Origin of the sequence: Haladaptatus sp. W1, assembly GCF_001723155.1 — an archaeon.
Lineage (GTDB): Archaea > Halobacteriota > Halobacteria > Halobacteriales > Haladaptataceae > Haladaptatus > Haladaptatus paucihalophilus.
Map to the genome: position 1 here is coordinate 1 of NZ_MEIH01000335.1, position 15,894 is coordinate 15,894.

The window sequence follows — 15,894 nt, forward strand, 5'->3', positions numbered from 1 at the left end:
TTCTCCATCGGTATCGACGACGAGACGATTCCGGTGGGCGCACAGGAGCAGATCGACGAAGCCATCGACAACGCCTACGAGCGCGTTCAGGACCTCATCCAAACGTACGAGAACGGCGAGCTGGAATCGCTTCCGGGTCGAACCGTCGACGAGACGTTGGAGATGAAGATCATGCAGACGCTCGGCAAGGCGCGTGACTCCGCCGGTGACATCGCGGAGGACCACTTCGCCAGCGACAACCCGGCGGTCATCATGGCCGACTCCGGTGCGCGTGGGTCGCTGCTCAACCTGACCCAGATGGCCGGCTGTGTCGGCCAGCAGGCAGTTCGAGGCGAGCGCATCAATCGCGGATACGAGGACCGGACGCTCTCGCACTATCAGGCGGACGACCTGTCTGCCGACGCCCACGGTTTCGTGGAACACTCCTACACCGGCGGTCTGACGCCGCTCGAGTTCTTCTTCCACGCGATGGGTGGTCGTGAGGGGCTGGTGGACACGGCAGTTCGGACGTCCAAGTCCGGCTACCTCCAGCGCCGCCTCATCAACGCCCTGTCCGAACTCGAAACCCAGTACGACGGAACGGTGCGCGACAGCAGCGACACCATCGTCCAGTTCGAGTTCGGCGAGGACGGTACCTCGCCGACGCAGGTCTCCTCGGACGAGGAGAACCCGATAGACGTCGCAGGAATCGCGGACCAGATTCTCGAAGAGGAGTTCGACAGCGAGGACCGCAAACTCGAATTCCTCGGCGAACGGCAGCCGCCGACGAATCTGTCCGAACACGCAGACACACGGCAGGTGGAATCAGATGACTAAGATAACTGACGACATCGAAGCGATTGTCGAGGATACGGAACTTCCCCGACGACTCAAGGACGAAGTGTACGAGACCGTCGAATCGCGCGATGGTATCTCGCTCGAACAGGTGACGGACATCGTCAAAGCGGTCGAACACCGCTACCTCGACACGCGGGTCGACCCGCTCGACCCCGTGGGAACGGTGAGCGCACAGTCGATCGGCGAACCGGGAACGCAGATGACTATGAACACGTTCCACTACGCGGGCGTGGCGGAGATGGACGTGACGCAGGGGCTTCCGCGCCTCATCGAACTCGTGGACGCACGGAAGACGCCCGACACGCCCATCATGACCGTCTATCTAGAAGACGAGTACGCGGAAAACCGCGAGAAGGCACACGAAGTCGTCTGGAACATCGAGGCGACGAAGATCCTCGCGCTCGGTGACATCTCGACGAACGTCGCCGACATGATCGTGTCCATCAACCTGAACGAGGACACGCTCGAAGAGCGGATGATAACCATCGACGAGGTTGCGTCCATCATCGAGGACAGTCTGGGCGTCCAGACGACCCAGCAGGGGTCGGTCATCGAGTTCGGTCCCGACCAGCCGAGTTACCGCAAACTCCTGCAGTTGGTCGAGGAACTCCGCGAAATCGTCTTCAAGGGTATCGAGGAGATCTCCCGCGTCGTCATTCGCCGCGAATCGCTCGACGACGGCGAGGAGTTCGTCCTCTACACCGAGGGGTCGGCGTTCAGCGACACGCTCGAAATCGAGGGCGTCGATGCCTCCCGGACGACGTGTAACAACATCCACGAGATTTACCGAACGCTCGGCGTCGAGGCGGCCCGCGAATCCATCATCGAGGAGACGATGGACACGCTGGAAGAACAGGGTCTCGGCGACGTGAACGTTCGGCACCTGATGCTCGTGGCCGACATCATGACCAACCGTGGTACTATCGAATCCATCGGCCGACACGGTATCTCCGGCAGCAAGGAGTCCGTCCTCGCACGTGCGGCGTTCGAGGTGACGGTGAACCACCTGCTCGATGCCGCCATTCACGGCGAAGTCGATGATCTGAACGGCGTCATCGAGAACGTCATCGTCGGTAAACCGATCAAACTCGGAACGGGCGACGTGAACCTCCGGATGGGTTCGGTTAGTCGCGGTGCGGAACCGTCCGACTGATGACGGTAACGCTCACCGACACGGCGCGACAGTACATCGCCCTCTTCGAGGACGAGACGGGTGCGACCGCCCGGGATTGTGTCGTCCTCGGTGACGACGACAAGCGTGTCATCTTCGTCGTCAAACCCGGCGAGATGGGACAGGCCATCGGACCGGGCGGAAAACACGTTCGGAGCGTCGAGGAGCAACTCGGTGCGGACGTGGAACTCGTCGAAGACGCGGACGAACCGGGTCGGTTCGTGGTTAACGCGTTGGCACCGGCGGAGGTCCGTCACGTCACCATCAGCGAAAACGACGATACCGTCGCCTACGCCGAGGTGGCACAGCAGGACACCGGCGTCGCCATCGGGACGGACGGCCGTAACATCGAAGCCGCGAAACTGCTGGTGTCGCGTCACTTCGACGTGGACGACATCCAGTTGACCTAACCCACCCACCTTTTTCTGCGGTCGTGAGCAGAGAGCGCGAGCCGTGCTCGCGCTCTGCCTTACTCCCTCGAAAAAGCTGGATCAAAAGCCAGCGCTCCTCCCGTCGCTCACTGCGTTCGCTTTGGTCGTCGCTCGGCCCGCTCGCGGTGGGTGGTCGGCATTCGCGGCGGCGACACGGATTGCTGATTTTTCGGGACGTTCGGACGACCTGCACATCGACACGTTCTCGGAGCGTCGGGGATGGTCGGCACAACCGCCGAGAGTAACGCGCGCGTCAAGATTTATCTTAGCGAATCGCCATTTTCGAGGTATGAATTTCCGCTCCCTCGTCCGCCCCCGGCGGGCGCTCGCGTTCCCATTCGTCGCCGTTCTGTACCCGCTTCTCTGGTTCATCTTACGTGATGCGGACATCGCGGCGGCGTACGGGGTATCCGGCGTCGTTCCGCGGGCACTCGGATTCACCGCTGCTGCCGTGCTCGTGAGCTACGTCGTCGCCGTCGCGGTCGTCGAAGTGGTCGATGGAGATTCGGATTCGGCTTCGACGTGGAGGCGCTGGCTGTTCGCCCCCTCGAATCGCGTACTCGCGCTGTTCGCGGTCGTTTCGCTGCTGCTCGCGGTTCAACTACTCGACGTGACGACGACGCCGGTGTGGCTTCGTGACGTCGAGCGACTGCTCGGTGTGGCCGTCGGGTGGCCGCTCATTGTGACGTACCTCGGTGGGTTCGGCCTGAGCGTGCTTCTCGGAGAATCGCTCGGCGTCCAATTCGCTGCCGTGGCCGTCGGCGTTTCGCTGTCGGTAGCGTGGTTGTTCGTCCTGTTCGGATGGTTTACGGACGCCGTTTCGCGGGCGTCGGGGATGGGAACCCTGCTGAACCGATGATGCGGTCTGGTTCGAACGAACCCGTTGGCTCGGCTTAGAATCATTGAAACGGTCTCAAATCGCTTTATCGACCCCTTTCGAGCGACCTGCGGGCGTTTCGCCGCTTCCAAAAGGGGACGCTTAAGTACCTTCGTCGGATAGTCCACTGCATATGGCGAACGGCAAGTACGCAGCTCGTAAGCTGAAGAAGGACCGCCAGAAGCATCGGTGGTCTGACTCCGATTACGCCCGACGCGAGCGCGGTCTCGGGGAGAAATCCGACCCCCTCGAAGGCGCGCCGCAGGGCCGAGGTATCGTGCTGGAGAAAGTGGGCATCGAGGCGAAACAGCCCAACTCCGCAATCCGAAAGTGTGTCCGTGTTCAGCTCATCAAGAACGGAAAGCAAGTCTCCGCATTCTGTCCCGGTGACGGTGCGATTTCGTTCATCGACGAGCACGACGAGGTTACCATCGCCGGTATCGGTGGTGCGAAGGGTCGTGCGATGGGTGACATCTCGGGTGTCAACTACAAGGTCGAGAAGGTCAACGGCGTGAGCCTGAAAGAACTGGTTCGCGGAAACGCGGAGAAACCGGTCCGATAACCATGAGTGCAGACGAAGAACAACCAGAGCCGGAACAGGAAGTCGGCACCGAAGGCGAGGAGATGGCCGCGAAGCTGTTCGGAACGTGGGACGTCTCGGAGATCGAGTTCAACGACCCGAGCACCGAGCGCTACATCAACATCACGCCCGTCGCTCACACGATGGGCCGCCACGCCTCCAAGCAGTTCCAGAAGAGCGAAATCAGCATCGTCGAGCGCCTCATCAACCGTCTCATGCAGACGGAAGAGAACACGGGCAAGAAACAGCAGACGATGAAGATCGTCCGCAGCGCGTTCGACATCGTTCACGAGCGCACGGAGGAGAACCCGGTTCAGGTTCTCGTTCGCGCGGTCGAGAACGCTGCCCCGCGTGAAGAGACGGTCCGCCTGAAATACGGTGGTATCTCCGTCCCCAAGGCAGTCGACGTCGCGCCCCAGCGCCGCGTCGACCAGTCCCTGAAGTTCATCGCGGAGGGTGCCTACGGCGCGTCGTTCAAGACCTCGACCGACGCTGAAGAGGCACTCGCCTCCCAGCTCATCGGTGCCGCGGACTACGACGTCCAGACCTACGCTGTCAACCAGAAAGAAGAGAAAGAGCGCGTCGCCGCCGCGGCCCGTTAAATTCTCTCGTACTTCTCTCGTTTATCGTTCGTCGTGAGTCTCGACTCTGCGTTTCAGTCCGCCGCCTGCGTGCGCTCACCGTCGACGCTTCCGAGGACGTACTCGCGCGCGGTGTCCACGAGGGCCTTTTTGTATTCGCTCTCGGTCGGGTCGTCGGTCAGCGAGAGGAATCGGTATTTGAACCCCTGCACGTCGACGGTGGGTGCATCTCGGGAGGCGGTGCGGGCGAGGTCGTAGAGGCGGTGGTCGCGCGGAACGAGGTCGTGACGCTCGACCATGGCGAGTGCAAACGCGGCGTTGACGGCGGTCATCTCCGGGTCTGACGTGGCGGTCAGTCGCCGTCCGCGAACCTCGGCGGGGCGGTCCGCGACCGCCGCCGCGAGTTCCGATTCGAGGAAGGTGACGAGTTTGTCGCTCGGACCGACTCGGAGCGTGATGTCGTCGGCGTAGATGTCCTTCATGTGGTTCGCGATTTGATAGCAGTGGGTGAGCTTCCGCCGCTCGACCGACTGTCCGGCGAACGCGAGGAACAGCACTTCCGCGGTTGACTGGGTGTGCGAGGGGTGAGACTGCTCGTTGCGCGCCATGTGGGAATACTCGTGGAGCGCGAGCTCGCGGGCCATGACGCTGGTCGCGGCCTGCCGCGAGATGTTGAGCACGTGGTGGTCATCGGGGTGGGCGGTCCACGTCCGTTCGTCGGGGTCGTCGCGGACGCGCACGTGGACCGGTCGTTCGAGGTCGAGTTCGGTTTCGAAGATGTCGGAGGCGCTGAGAAACGGGCTCGGGGACGTCAAACCGTGTACTCGGATATCCATGCGTGTCGTTGGCACGGTCTACACCGCCATTACTCTTGTGCCATATGTGACTGTTTAGCAGGGAAATGGCCCGTTTCCGGCCGTTTTACGGGCGGGAAAACACTACGCTTTTCAACCTCGTACAGGTAGGGATACCCATATATGGGTAGACGAAAGAAGATCGTCGAACAGTGTGAGCGGCTCATGGACAAACCGGAACAGATCCGGAATATCGCCATCGCCGCCCACGTCGACCACGGTAAAACGACGCTGACGGACAACCTTCTCGCTGGTGCGGGCATGATCGCCGACCAAGGCGAAGCCACCCAGTTGATGATGGACACGGAGGAGGACGAACAGGAACGCGGTATCACCATCGACGCGGCGAACGTCTCGATGACCCACGAGTACGAGGGTGAAGACCACCTCATCAACCTCATCGACACGCCGGGCCACGTCGACTTCGGTGGCGACGTGACTCGTGCGATGCGCGCCGTCGACGGTGCGCTCGTCGTCGTGGACGCGGTCGAAGGCGCGATGCCGCAGACGGAGACCGTCGTCCGACAGGCACTCCGCGAGGGTGTTAAGCCGACTCTGTTCATCAACAAGGTGGACCGACTCATCTCGGAACTCCAAGAGGGTCCCGAGGAGATGCAACGCCGCCTGCTCAACGTCATCGACGACGTGAACGAGCTGATTCGCGGCATGACCGAGGACATGGACGACGTGGACGACTGGACCGTCTCCGTCGAAGACGGAACCGTCGGATTCGGGTCGGCACTCTACAAGTGGGGTGTCTCCATGCCGTCGATGCAAGCGACGGGCATGGACTTCGGCGACATCATGGACCTCGAACGCAACGACAAGCGCCAGGAGCTTCACGAGAAGACGCCGCTGTCGGACGTCATCCTCGACATGGTCTGTGAACACTTCCCGGACCCCATCGAGGCGCAGCCCCGTCGTATCCCGCGCGTCTGGCGTGGTGACGACGACTCGGAACTCGCCGAACAGATGCGTCTCGTGGACCCGGACGGCGAAGTCGTCCTGATGGTCACCGACATTGGTATCGACCCGCACGCTGGCGAAATCTCCGCCGGTCGTGTCTTCTCCGGTACGCTGGAGAAAGGGCAAGACCTCTACATCTCCGGGACTGTCGGAACGAACCGCGTCCAGAGCGTCGGTATCTACATGGGTGGCGAACGCGAGGAAGTGGAGCGCGTCCCTGCCGGGAACATCGCGGCCGTCACCGGTCTGAAAGACGCTATCGCCGGTTCCACGGTATCGAGCGTGGAGATGACGCCGTTCGAGTCCATCGAGCACATCAGCGAACCCGTCATCACGAAGTCCGTCGAGGCAAAGAGCATGGACGACCTGCCGAAACTCATCGAGACGCTCCGACAGGTCTCCAAGGAAGACCCGACAATCCAGATCGACATCAACGAGGACACGGGTGAACACCTCATCTCCGGACAGGGTGAACTCCACCTCGAAGTCATCACCCAGCGTATCGAGCGCAACCAGGGTATCCCGGTGACGACTGGTGAGCCTATCGTCGTCTTCCGCGAGCAGGTTCAGGGGGCGACCACCGAAGTCGAAGGTATCTCCCCGAACCGCCACAACCGGTTCTACATCACGGTAGAACCGCTTGGCGATGAAATCGTCGAGAAGGTTCGACTCGGCGACGTGTCGATGGACATGCCCGAGCAGGACCGCCGTGAGGTCCTGCAGGAAGCCGGTATGGACAAGGACACCAGCCAGAACGTGGAGCACATCCACGGGACGAACATCCTCATCGACGACACGAAGGGTATCCAGCACTTGAACGAGACGATGGAACTCGTCATCGAAGGGCTGGAAGAGGCGCTCGATAACGGTCCGCTCGCGGCCGAACCCGTTCAGGGGACGCTCATCAAACTTCACGACGCGCGTCTCCACGAGGACACCATCCACCGTGGTCCGGCACAGGTCATCCCTGCGGTCCGACAGGCAGTGCACAACGCACTCATCCACGGTCACGTCAAACTCCTCGAACCGATTCAGAACGTCCGCATCGACGTGCCGAACGAGCACATGGGTGCCGCGTCCGGCGAGATTCAGGGTCGCCGTGGCCGCGTGGACGACATGTACCAAGAGGGCGACCTCATGGTCGTCGAAGGTATCGCGCCCGTTGACGAGATGATCGGGTTCTCCTCGGACATCCGAAGTGCGACGGAAGGTCGTGCGTCGTGGAACACCGAGAACGCCGGGTTCCGCGTCATGGCGGACAACCTCCAACCCGAAACCATCATGGAAATCCGAGAGCGCAAGGGGATGAAGCTGGAACTCCCGCAGGCCGTCGATTACTTCTAATCGACGCTCACCGCTTTCGAACCGCTATCTTTTGAGTCTCTCCCGAGTCAGGAACTCGATTTCGCTCGTCACGTCGCCGTCCGCGCGATATCGTTTTTCACGTGCCATCGCCACCAACCAGCGCTCGCTCTTTCGCGGCGAGATGCGTCTCACGGGGTCGTCGTCGTAGAATCGTCCGCATCGCGCACCGCATGATTTTCGACGTCACTACGTCAGAATGGGCGTCTCGCTCTGAGTACGACTGCGCAGCTATCGGTCACCACGGATGACGATCTCCGCGTCGCACACCGGGCACACGCGGTCACGGCTATCGAAGGCCGTCTGGCAGAACGCACACACGTGGTCTTCATTAGCACTGGTACTGCTCGCACCGACCGCGTCGGTAAATCGCATCATCTATCACCGATTCACCCGTTCACGGTCCACGGGTATTACTACGACCCCGTTAACGCATGACATAGGCTGTGACTAACGCCGGTTTCACATCGTTTTTCTCCGTTGCATCTCGTTGCCGTCCTTCGATTGGAGAATTTTGCGACCGACTCAAGGCTTATTGCCTCCCGTCCCCCAATCCTGTCATCATGAGCGACCACGGCGGCGGCCCGGTACAAGCGTACACGGTTCGTTTGGAACTCTCGGACGAACCGGGTGAACTGCTCCGGGCTCTCGAACCGATTGCCGACTACGGTGGCAATCTACTCAGTGTCTTTCACGAACGCGGCTCACTCACTCCTCGCGGCAACATCCCGGTTGAAGTCGATTTCGAGTGTCATCCCAACCGGTTCGAAACTATCGTTTCCGCGCTTCGCACAGCGAGCATCAACGTCATCCGCGCGGGTGCGGAGCGATACGACGAGGAAGTGACCGTCATCCTCACTGGTCACATCATCGACACGAACGTCTCGGATACGCTCTCGCGGATCACGGCCGAATCGAACGCGTCGGTCGTCGATATCTCCCTGTCGGCCCCCGCAGGGACGAGCGACGTATCGAGCGCGCGCCTCCGCCTCGCCACGGACTCCGCCGATACGAGCGACGTTCTCGAAACCGTCGAAACGGTCGCGGACGACAAGGATTTGCGCTTCATCGCACCGTTGACCGACGGGGAGGGGGTCGCATGAAACTCGCCGTGTTCGGTGCCGGTGCCGTCGGTCGGTCCGTCGTCGATCTAGCGGGGGAGTACGGGCACACCGTGACGGCGCTGGCGGACTCGTCGGGTGCGGTCGTGAATTCGAGCGGCATCGACGTGGCCGCGACGCTCGAACGCAAGGCCAGCGACAGGACTGTCGGGGACGTAGACCCGCAAACCGCGCTCGAAAGCGAATACGACGTGCTGGTCGAGGCGACGCCGACGACGCTCGGCGACGCGCAACCCGGATTCGGCCACGCACGCGAGGCGTTCGCGCGCAACCGTGACGTCGTGTTGGCGAACAAGGGGCCGGTCGCGGAACGCTACGACGAGTTGCGCGCGCTCGAACGCGAGAGCGAGGGAAGCCTGCTGTTCGAGGCGACGGTCGGCGGCGCGATTCCCGTCCTTTCGACCATCACCGACGTCGGGACGGAAAACGTCACCGCGGTTCGCGGGGTCCTCAACGGGACGGCTAACTTCGTCCTCTCGCGGATGGCGACCGAGGGGCTGAGCTACGAGCACGTCCTCGCCGAAGCACAGGACCTCGGCGTCGCGGAGGCCGACCCTTCGTTCGACGTGGACGGAACCGACGCCGCGCTGAAATGCGCGATTCTCGCCAACGTGCTGTTCGACGGCGGCTACACGCTCGCGGACGCGGACGTTTCGGGTATCCGTGACCTGCCTGGAAGCGCCCTCGAACTGGCGGCCGAGGACGGGTGGACGATTCGACTGGTCGGCGAAGTGTCCCCGAACGGCGTCAGCGTCGCGCCGCGGTTGGTGCCCGAAAACGGGACGCTCGCCGTCTCGGGGACGCGGAACATCGTCCAGTTCGAGACGAAACACGCGGGGCAACTGAACATCAGCGGACGCGGTGCGGGCGGCGACGAAACGGCGACGGCGGTTCTGGCGGACGTGAGTCGCCTCGAACGGGAAATGTGACCGGCGTCTGTGCCGCAACTAACCATGTCATCTGTTGCCATTAACCGCCAGACGGCGGCGAGATGGCCTGCATAGCGTATCGAAATGGTTTTAACCGCTTCTGCCAAATAATTCCTCCAGAGCGCATCTGCGCGTGAGATATACAATGAGCGACAAACCACACCAGAACTTGGCCGTTATCGGCCACGTCGACCACGGTAAGAGTACGATGGTCGGGCGACTCCTCTTCGAGACAGGGAGCGTCCCGGAGCACGTTATCGAACAGCACCGCGAAGAAGCGGAAGAGAAGGGTAAGGGCGGCTTCGAGTTCGCCTACGTGATGGACAACCTCGCAGAGGAGCGAGAGCGTGGTGTCACCATCGACATCGCCCACCAGGAGTTCGACACCGACGAGTACTACTTCACCATCGTCGACTGTCCGGGCCACCGTGACTTCGTGAAGAACATGATCACGGGCGCATCGCAGGCAGACAACGCCGTTCTCGTCGTCGCCGCCGACGACGGTGTTGCGCCCCAGACCCAGGAGCACGTCTTCCTCTCGAAGACGCTGGGTATCAACGAACTCATCATCGCGGTCAACAAGATGGACGTCGTTGATTACAGCGAGGACAAATACGAAGCAGTCAAGGACGAAGTTTCCAAGCTCCTGAAGCAGGTCAACTTCAAGTCCGACGACGCGACGTTCGTCCCCACCTCGGCGTTCGAGGGCGACAACGTTTCCGAGCAATCGGACAACACGCCGTGGTACGACGGCCCGACGCTGCTCGAGGCCCTCAACGACCTCGAAGCACCCGAGCCACCGACGGACGCGGACCTCCGTCTCCCCATCCAGGACGTGTACACGATCTCCGGTATCGGTACGGTTCCGGTCGGACGTGTCGAGACCGGTACGCTCAACGTGGGCGACAACGTGTCGTTCCAGCCGAGCGACGTCGGCGGCGAAGTGAAGACCGTCGAGATGCACCACGAAGAAGTTCCGAAAGCGGAACCCGGTGACAACGTTGGTTTCAACGTCCGCGGCATCGGCAAGGACGACATCCGTCGCGGTGACGTGTGTGGTCCGGCCGACAACCCGCCGAAAGTGGCCGACACGTTCACGGCTCGCATCGTCGTGATGCAGCACCCGAGCGTCATCACGGCCGGTTACACGCCGGTCTTCCACGCCCACACGGCGCAGGTCGCGTGTACCATCGAGTCCATCGACGCGAAGATCAACCCGTCCACCGGTGAAGTCGCCGAGGAGAACCCGGACTTCATCAAGTCCGGCGATGCGGCAAAGGTCACGGTCCGACCACAGAAGCCACTCAGCATCGAACCGGCAGGCGAAATCCCGGAACTCGGTTCCTTCGCTATCCGTGACATGGGCCAGACCGTCGCGGCCGGTCAAGTCCTCGAAGTCAACGAGAAGTAAACGATGCAGCAAGCACGAGTCCGACTCGCAGGAGCCAACCCCTCGGACCTCGACGACATCTGCGACGATGTTCGTGAAATCGCCGAGAAAACCGGCGTCTCCCTGAGCGGTCCGATTCCGCTCCCGACGAAGACGCTGGAGATTCCGACGCGCAAGTCGCCCGACGGAGAGGGCACCGCGACGTGGGAACACTGGGAGATGCGCGTCCACAAGCGCCTCATCGACCTCGACGCCGATGAACGCGCGCTTCGACAGCTAATGCGCATCCAGGTTCCGAACGACGTAAGCATCGAAATCGTCCTCGAAGACTAAGGGATACCCCGTATCCCGCTCAGTTCGAGGCCCGCGCAATCTTCTTTCGTTTTTCACCCATCGACCAGCGGACGCACCGTGTGGTCGTTTTTTGTGCTCTCGGTGATGAGTAGGAGTATGCGTCTCTCCCGCTCGCCGACGATACAGACGCTCGTCGCCTTCGCCGTCGTGTTCGTCCTCCAAACCGTGGTCGGGTTCATCAGACCGTTTTGGGCGGTGAGCCTGTTCGCCCTCGCGCCGCCCGTGTCGGTTCACCCGTGGACGCTCCCGTTGAGCGTGTACTCCCACGCCAACTTCGGGCACCTGTTCTCCAACGCCGTCGCGCTGGTGCTCGCCGGACTCCTCGTTGAGCGCGTGACGACGACGGCGCGCTTCCACGCCTTCTTCATCACGGTCGGGATGCTCTCCGGCCTCGTTCAGGTGTGGGTCGGCGGCCTGTTCTCCTCGACCGCCCCCGCCGTCCTCGGTGCCAGCGGCGCGGTCCTCGGCCTGTACGGCTACCTCCTCGCCGGGAACCCAGTCTCGGACGCCGTGTTCGGTCGGCTTCGCCTCTCGCGCCGCGCACAGGCCGTCATCGTCGTCGCGTTCACCACCCTCATCACCCTGATGACCGCCGCCCCCGGCGTGGCGCTCCTCGCCCACTTCACCGGCTTCGCCGTCGGCCTAATCGCGGGACGGCTTCACATACTCCGCGTCGAAACACAAGCTACAAGTAACGACCGGGCGGTACAATAAGTCGAGGGCTCGTAGATCAGTGGCAGATCGCTTCCTTCGCAAGGAAGAGGCCCCGGGTTCAAATCCCGGCGAGTCCATGACGAACGAAGTGAGGAATGGACGAGCCGAGCCGGTTGACAGTTTCCGACCCGTCGTCGGCTTTCGAATCTTTTTCGTCTGCTATGCTTGATTCGATAGCCGTGAATCTATGGTTTGTGCGGTGCTTGATTTGGTTCATCAAATGACTGTGCCTGTGCGCCTTCTCGCTGTTTTCGTGATTTGAAGGGTTCTTCGCTTGTTGAGGCCCTTTGGTTATTTGTACTAACACATCGAATTGTCAGATATGTCTGTAGATAGTGAACCGAACACTCATTTAACTACTGAGCCAGTTGAGATGGGGAATCAGAAGTATCTCGAATTATATCTAAATGATTTAGAGGAAAAATACTCAGAAGATGAATTATCAGGTTTAGCGTTCAGCTGGTTAAAGGCTGAGGAGCAGGAGCTGATTGATGATTTCAAAGACCTGAAGAGAAGCTTTCCTACCAAAGATAGGAGCTTTACTGATAAACAGGAGATCTTTCCTAACGAAGATTCCCCAACGAAGGAAACGTATTTACGGCAAATACAGATGGGAAACGACTATCGTGGTTTTTCCCCCTCACGAGAGACCAGAAACAGCAGATACGTAATACAAAATCGCGATTGCGTAGGAATATTGGAAGAGAAGCTACGAAAGCAATAGAACGAGAAAAGAATCAACGAGCTATAACTCGTTTTGCATCTTGGCTTAACGAATTTGCTGACAATCTCACTCCTTTAAAGTGAGAAATGAACGAGCGGGATTTTAACGACCGCTCGTACGACACGTCACTATCGCTTGACCAAATCGCCGATACGAAATACGCCATAGAGCCCCACGCCAATCAGAGCGATCAGCATTAGCACGTCCACGAGTGGGGGCAGATTCGGGACGTATTTCGAACCAGTGAGGAAGACGAGGACGATGCCTACGTACAGGAGAACCGCGATCGGAACACCGAGAAAGTACTTAAGTGCCCCGCGAGACTGGATATCCTCACCCGGCGCGCCAAAATCTCGTGTCATCGTTTGAATGTTCCCTGTGTCAGGTATAAATTTTCTGTCCAAAAAGAAGATTACCAAACGTCTAACTCTGAATGGGAAACGCAAATTTGCCAACTGGAGGCTGTTGACGCTCATTCAGTAAATAAGCGCCACAAATCCATCAGTCAGTGGATGTGGTATGAGAGAAACGCGGCGTGTATTCAGCACGACTCCTCGTCGCGTTCCAAGTCACTCGCCTCAAGTTCACTGGCGAAATACTGCTTCCCTTTCTCGGTGATTCGATAGCACGACCCGGTTTGACGGACTTCCTCGATTAAACCGGCGTCCTCCAAAAGCGGCAGTCGGCGCTTGATAGTCGATCCAACGTCGGTGAGCTAGCTGTGGCTATCGACCCAATGACACCACGCCTCGAAGTCCTCGGCCCCGCACTGGTCTGCGATGGACCGAATCGTCCCGATTTTGATTTCGTCGTGTTGCGGTACGTCTACGAGGCGAACCTCACCCGTGTCCTCGTTCTCGTAGCGGAGCCGGATGTGACTCCCGCGACGATGCACCGGAACGTAGCCGAAGCTCGTGAGAACCTTCACGACCTCCCGGCCGGAGAATGTCGTCCGGACCATCTACTGCATGAACTCGGGAAGGTCCTTATCGTCGAAATCGTCGCGGTCGAGACCTAACTCCTCCAAGTCCTCGTCGGTGACGGGACTGCCTTCTCCTGCTTCCAATGCAAGCACTTCGGCGAGTTGGGATAGCGCTTCGGCCTTGGATTCACCACCGCGCGCGAGCCCGGTTTCGATATCGCGGGCAGTAATGCTCCCGTCGTCCTCGTGGATGAACTCCACGCCCTCGCCGTCATCCCGGCGCGTCGTCGTAGCCATTACGTCGAAATAAGTGGGAACGAGGAATAAGCGTTCGGGAGAACGAGAAAACCCAGTTGTCCACTGGAGTCACCTACATCGCTCGCGGATGTATCGCATCTACCCCTCTTCGTTCTCTAACTCACTCGCGTCGAGTTCTCCAGCGAGATACTGCTCACCCGGTTCAGCAATCACGTAGTAACCTCTCTCGACTCGCTCGACAAAACCGTACTCGACCAAGACGGACAGCCGTCGGCTCACCTCGTGTCTGCTTCGGTCGATGTTCTTCGCAACGACGGCCGGAGACAGAATCAGCCCGGCAGATTCGAGAACCTCCAAAATCCGCTCGTCCGTCGGAAGTTGCATCCAATCTCCGGGTTGGCGCATGCTGATAGCCAGCAATTCCTCGCTCATATCCTCATCGATATGTCTGAATTCAAACAACAATTGTTGATCTATATCTCAACAATCGATGTGAATATTTATTATACCTGTCCAACAATATGCTGGTACGGAAGTCAATGACGGACCACCTCATCGCCAAATCAACCCCATTTGGAGAGTCGAAGCGTCAGGAATCGAGTCCGTGTGGCTTCCGTACACGCCTGTGAGAAACTATGTGCTCCGAGAATTCGTCGGACGAGAATTCGGAATCCGTGTCGGTCCCCGACTGTCCCGTCTGTGGCGCGCCCGTTCTGCTGGTCGTGACGCGCGGGCCGGACACCCACGAGTGTCGGCCCTGTGGCTGTTCGGTCGGGTTGGAAACCGCGCGGGATTTCTTCGACCGGTGAGAAAATCCCAGCCTCCCACGAGATTTTCGAATGATTCGCACGTTTCCCGTTCACTGACGTGTCGGGGAGTTGTTTTTCGCCCGTCAATTTCCTCCGGGCGGACCACCGTTTCACGGCAGATTCCGGCGGCACGACCGGTTTACGATGGTGATTCGACCGCATCGCCCGATTCCGTTCTCCTAACCGTTTCACCGAGTTCGCGCCCGTCGCACCCCGCTTAGCCGGGATATAATAATGGTGATAGCGGTATTCGTGTGAAATACGCCCGAAGCCCGGGTGTACTCTCAGGCAAGCGTTCGACGGTGCCGGAGGCGCTGGTGGCGAGCTGGCCTCTCGCCGTGTTTCGGCCATGCCTCCCACGAAAGTTTGTCATCTCGAACACCTGCCGACTTTTTCAGGACGGAAACCGAGTACGGAGGTCGCTACCAAAACAATGAGCCAAGACACACTCGACGAGGTTGACCGCGGCATCCTTCACCTGCTCCAGCAGGACGCACGCAACGTGACGACGACCGAAATCGGCGACGCCGTGGGCGTCTCCGCCAGCACCGTCGGCAATCGACTCCGAGAACTTCGGGAGAAGGGAGTCATCGACGGTTACTATCCCCAGATCGACTACCACGACGCGGGATTCCCGCTCCGCGTCCTCTTCATCTGCACCGCGCCGATACCCGACCGCGAGGCCCTCGCCGAACGCGCGCTCGACGCGCCGGGCGTGGTCACCGTCAAGGAGATCATGGCCGGTGTCGAAAACCTCCACGTCGAAGCGGTTGCGACGACCCGCGACGACGTAGCCGACGTCGCGCGGAAACTCGACGAACTCGGATTGGAAGTCGTCGAGGAAGTGCTGGTGAAGAACGAACACGTACAGCCGTTCGACCACTTCGGGAGCGATACCGTCTCGGAGTGACTCGCGCGTGGTTATTTCGAAATTCGGAAAATACTATCTTCAGAATCGAATTCGCACAGATTTTTCCGACATACTTATTCATTGACGAATCTTAGGGGGGGTAC

At 60.1% G+C, this 15,894-nt stretch carries 20 protein-coding genes, 1 tRNA gene and 1 pseudogene; 16 read left to right on the forward strand and 6 right to left on the reverse strand.

Annotation, left to right across the window (positions count from 1 at the left end):
- From BG842_RS19135 to BG842_RS19160, 6 genes and pseudogenes are all read left to right on the forward strand, one after another.
- Positions 1–816 (forward strand): annotated as a pseudogene (locus BG842_RS19135) (DNA-directed RNA polymerase subunit A'); the annotation flags it as partial.
- Positions 809–1,990: a DNA-directed RNA polymerase subunit A'' gene (rpoA2, locus tag BG842_RS19140; protein WP_069452025.1), complete on the forward strand. Its 1,182-nt coding sequence runs from the start codon at positions 809–811 to the stop codon at positions 1,988–1,990. The pseudogene BG842_RS19135 and the gene rpoA2, both read left to right, overlap by 8 nt.
- Complete coding sequence (locus BG842_RS19145) at positions 1,990–2,418, forward strand: NusA-like transcription termination signal-binding factor (RefSeq protein ID WP_069452026.1); 429 nt, start codon at positions 1,990–1,992, stop codon at positions 2,416–2,418. The genes rpoA2 and BG842_RS19145 overlap by 1 nt, the downstream gene beginning before the upstream one ends.
- Before the next feature lie 310 nt (positions 2,419–2,728).
- Positions 2,729–3,298 (forward strand): hypothetical protein, encoded by a 570-nt coding sequence (locus BG842_RS19150; RefSeq protein WP_069452027.1) that lies wholly within the window; start codon positions 2,729–2,731, stop codon positions 3,296–3,298.
- Positions 3,299–3,449: 151 nt separating this feature from the next.
- Complete coding sequence (locus BG842_RS19155; protein ID WP_007979666.1) at positions 3,450–3,878, forward strand: 30S ribosomal protein S12; 429 nt, start codon at positions 3,450–3,452, stop codon at positions 3,876–3,878.
- A gap of 2 nt (positions 3,879–3,880) precedes the next feature.
- The gene (locus BG842_RS19160) at positions 3,881–4,498 is read left to right on the forward strand and encodes a 30S ribosomal protein S7 (RefSeq protein WP_069452028.1); all 618 of its coding nucleotides are present in this window, start codon (positions 3,881–3,883) and stop codon (positions 4,496–4,498) included.
- A gap of 53 nt (positions 4,499–4,551) precedes the next feature.
- Here BG842_RS19160 and BG842_RS19165 read toward each other — a convergent pair whose 3' ends face one another.
- A complete protein-coding gene (locus BG842_RS19165; RefSeq protein WP_069452029.1) occupies positions 4,552–5,313 on the reverse strand; it encodes a DUF5781 family protein in 762 nt (253 codons plus the stop codon).
- A 141-nt stretch (positions 5,314–5,454) separates the two neighbouring features.
- On the opposite strand from BG842_RS19165, the gene BG842_RS19170 reads away from it, so the two are divergent.
- On the forward strand, positions 5,455–7,641 hold the full coding sequence (locus tag BG842_RS19170) for an elongation factor EF-2 (RefSeq protein WP_069452030.1): 2,187 nt from the start codon (positions 5,455–5,457) through the stop codon (positions 7,639–7,641).
- A gap of 24 nt (positions 7,642–7,665) precedes the next feature.
- On the opposite strand, the gene BG842_RS32595 is transcribed toward BG842_RS19170, so the two are convergent.
- On the reverse strand, positions 7,666–7,794 hold the full coding sequence (locus BG842_RS32595) for a hypothetical protein (protein ID WP_018128917.1): 129 nt from the start codon (positions 7,792–7,794) through the stop codon (positions 7,666–7,668).
- Between the two features lie 428 nt (positions 7,795–8,222).
- Between BG842_RS32595 and BG842_RS19175 the strand changes: the two genes are divergently transcribed.
- The 7 genes from BG842_RS19175 to BG842_RS19205 all read left to right on the forward strand — a co-directional run bounded on the left by BG842_RS19175 (position 8,223) and on the right by BG842_RS19205 (position 12,891).
- Positions 8,223–8,762, forward strand: a complete 540-nt coding sequence (locus tag BG842_RS19175; protein WP_007979657.1) for a hypothetical protein — start codon at positions 8,223–8,225, stop codon at positions 8,760–8,762.
- A complete protein-coding gene (locus BG842_RS19180; protein ID WP_069452031.1) occupies positions 8,759–9,709 on the forward strand; it encodes a homoserine dehydrogenase in 951 nt (316 codons plus the stop codon). Before BG842_RS19175 ends, BG842_RS19180 begins: the two co-directional genes overlap by 4 nt.
- A 145-nt stretch (positions 9,710–9,854) precedes the next feature.
- Complete coding sequence (tuf, locus tag BG842_RS19185; protein ID WP_007979654.1) at positions 9,855–11,120, forward strand: translation elongation factor EF-1 subunit alpha; 1,266 nt, start codon at positions 9,855–9,857, stop codon at positions 11,118–11,120.
- A 3-nt stretch (positions 11,121–11,123) separates the two neighbouring features.
- Positions 11,124–11,432, forward strand: a complete 309-nt coding sequence (gene rpsJ / locus BG842_RS19190; RefSeq protein ID WP_007979652.1) for a 30S ribosomal protein S10 — start codon at positions 11,124–11,126, stop codon at positions 11,430–11,432.
- A gap of 117 nt (positions 11,433–11,549) precedes the next feature.
- Positions 11,550–12,167: a rhomboid family intramembrane serine protease gene (locus BG842_RS19195; RefSeq protein ID WP_069452032.1), complete on the forward strand. Its 618-nt coding sequence runs from the start codon at positions 11,550–11,552 to the stop codon at positions 12,165–12,167.
- A gap of 5 nt (positions 12,168–12,172) precedes the next feature.
- Positions 12,173–12,244 (forward strand) — tRNA-Ala (locus BG842_RS19200).
- Between the two features lie 245 nt (positions 12,245–12,489).
- Entirely contained in the window at positions 12,490–12,891 is a 402-nt protein-coding gene (locus BG842_RS19205; protein ID WP_069452033.1) for a hypothetical protein, read from the forward strand.
- A 128-nt stretch (positions 12,892–13,019) separates the two neighbouring features.
- Here BG842_RS19205 and BG842_RS19210 read toward each other — a convergent pair whose 3' ends face one another.
- The 4 genes from BG842_RS19210 to BG842_RS19225 all read right to left on the reverse strand — a co-directional run bounded on the left by BG842_RS19210 (position 13,020) and on the right by BG842_RS19225 (position 14,476).
- On the reverse strand, positions 13,020–13,253 hold the full coding sequence (locus BG842_RS19210) for a hypothetical protein (protein WP_139136196.1): 234 nt from the start codon (positions 13,251–13,253) through the stop codon (positions 13,020–13,022).
- A gap of 353 nt (positions 13,254–13,606) precedes the next feature.
- Entirely contained in the window at positions 13,607–13,852 is a 246-nt protein-coding gene (locus tag BG842_RS19215) for a type II toxin-antitoxin system HicA family toxin (RefSeq protein ID WP_069452035.1), read from the reverse strand.
- On the reverse strand, positions 13,853–14,110 hold the full coding sequence (locus BG842_RS19220) for a hypothetical protein (protein ID WP_069452036.1): 258 nt from the start codon (positions 14,108–14,110) through the stop codon (positions 13,853–13,855).
- Between the two features lie 99 nt (positions 14,111–14,209).
- Positions 14,210–14,476, reverse strand: a complete 267-nt coding sequence (locus tag BG842_RS19225; RefSeq protein WP_069452055.1) for a MarR family transcriptional regulator — start codon at positions 14,474–14,476, stop codon at positions 14,210–14,212.
- Positions 14,477–14,745: 269 nt separating this feature from the next.
- On the opposite strand from BG842_RS19225, the gene BG842_RS30675 reads away from it, so the two are divergent.
- Positions 14,746–14,880: a formate dehydrogenase accessory protein FdhE gene (locus tag BG842_RS30675; protein ID WP_254663310.1), complete on the forward strand. Its 135-nt coding sequence runs from the start codon at positions 14,746–14,748 to the stop codon at positions 14,878–14,880.
- Between the two features lie 433 nt (positions 14,881–15,313).
- The gene (locus BG842_RS19230) at positions 15,314–15,790 is read left to right on the forward strand and encodes an Lrp/AsnC family transcriptional regulator (protein WP_069452037.1); all 477 of its coding nucleotides are present in this window, start codon (positions 15,314–15,316) and stop codon (positions 15,788–15,790) included.
- The last annotated feature ends 104 nt before the right edge of the window (positions 15,791–15,894 follow it).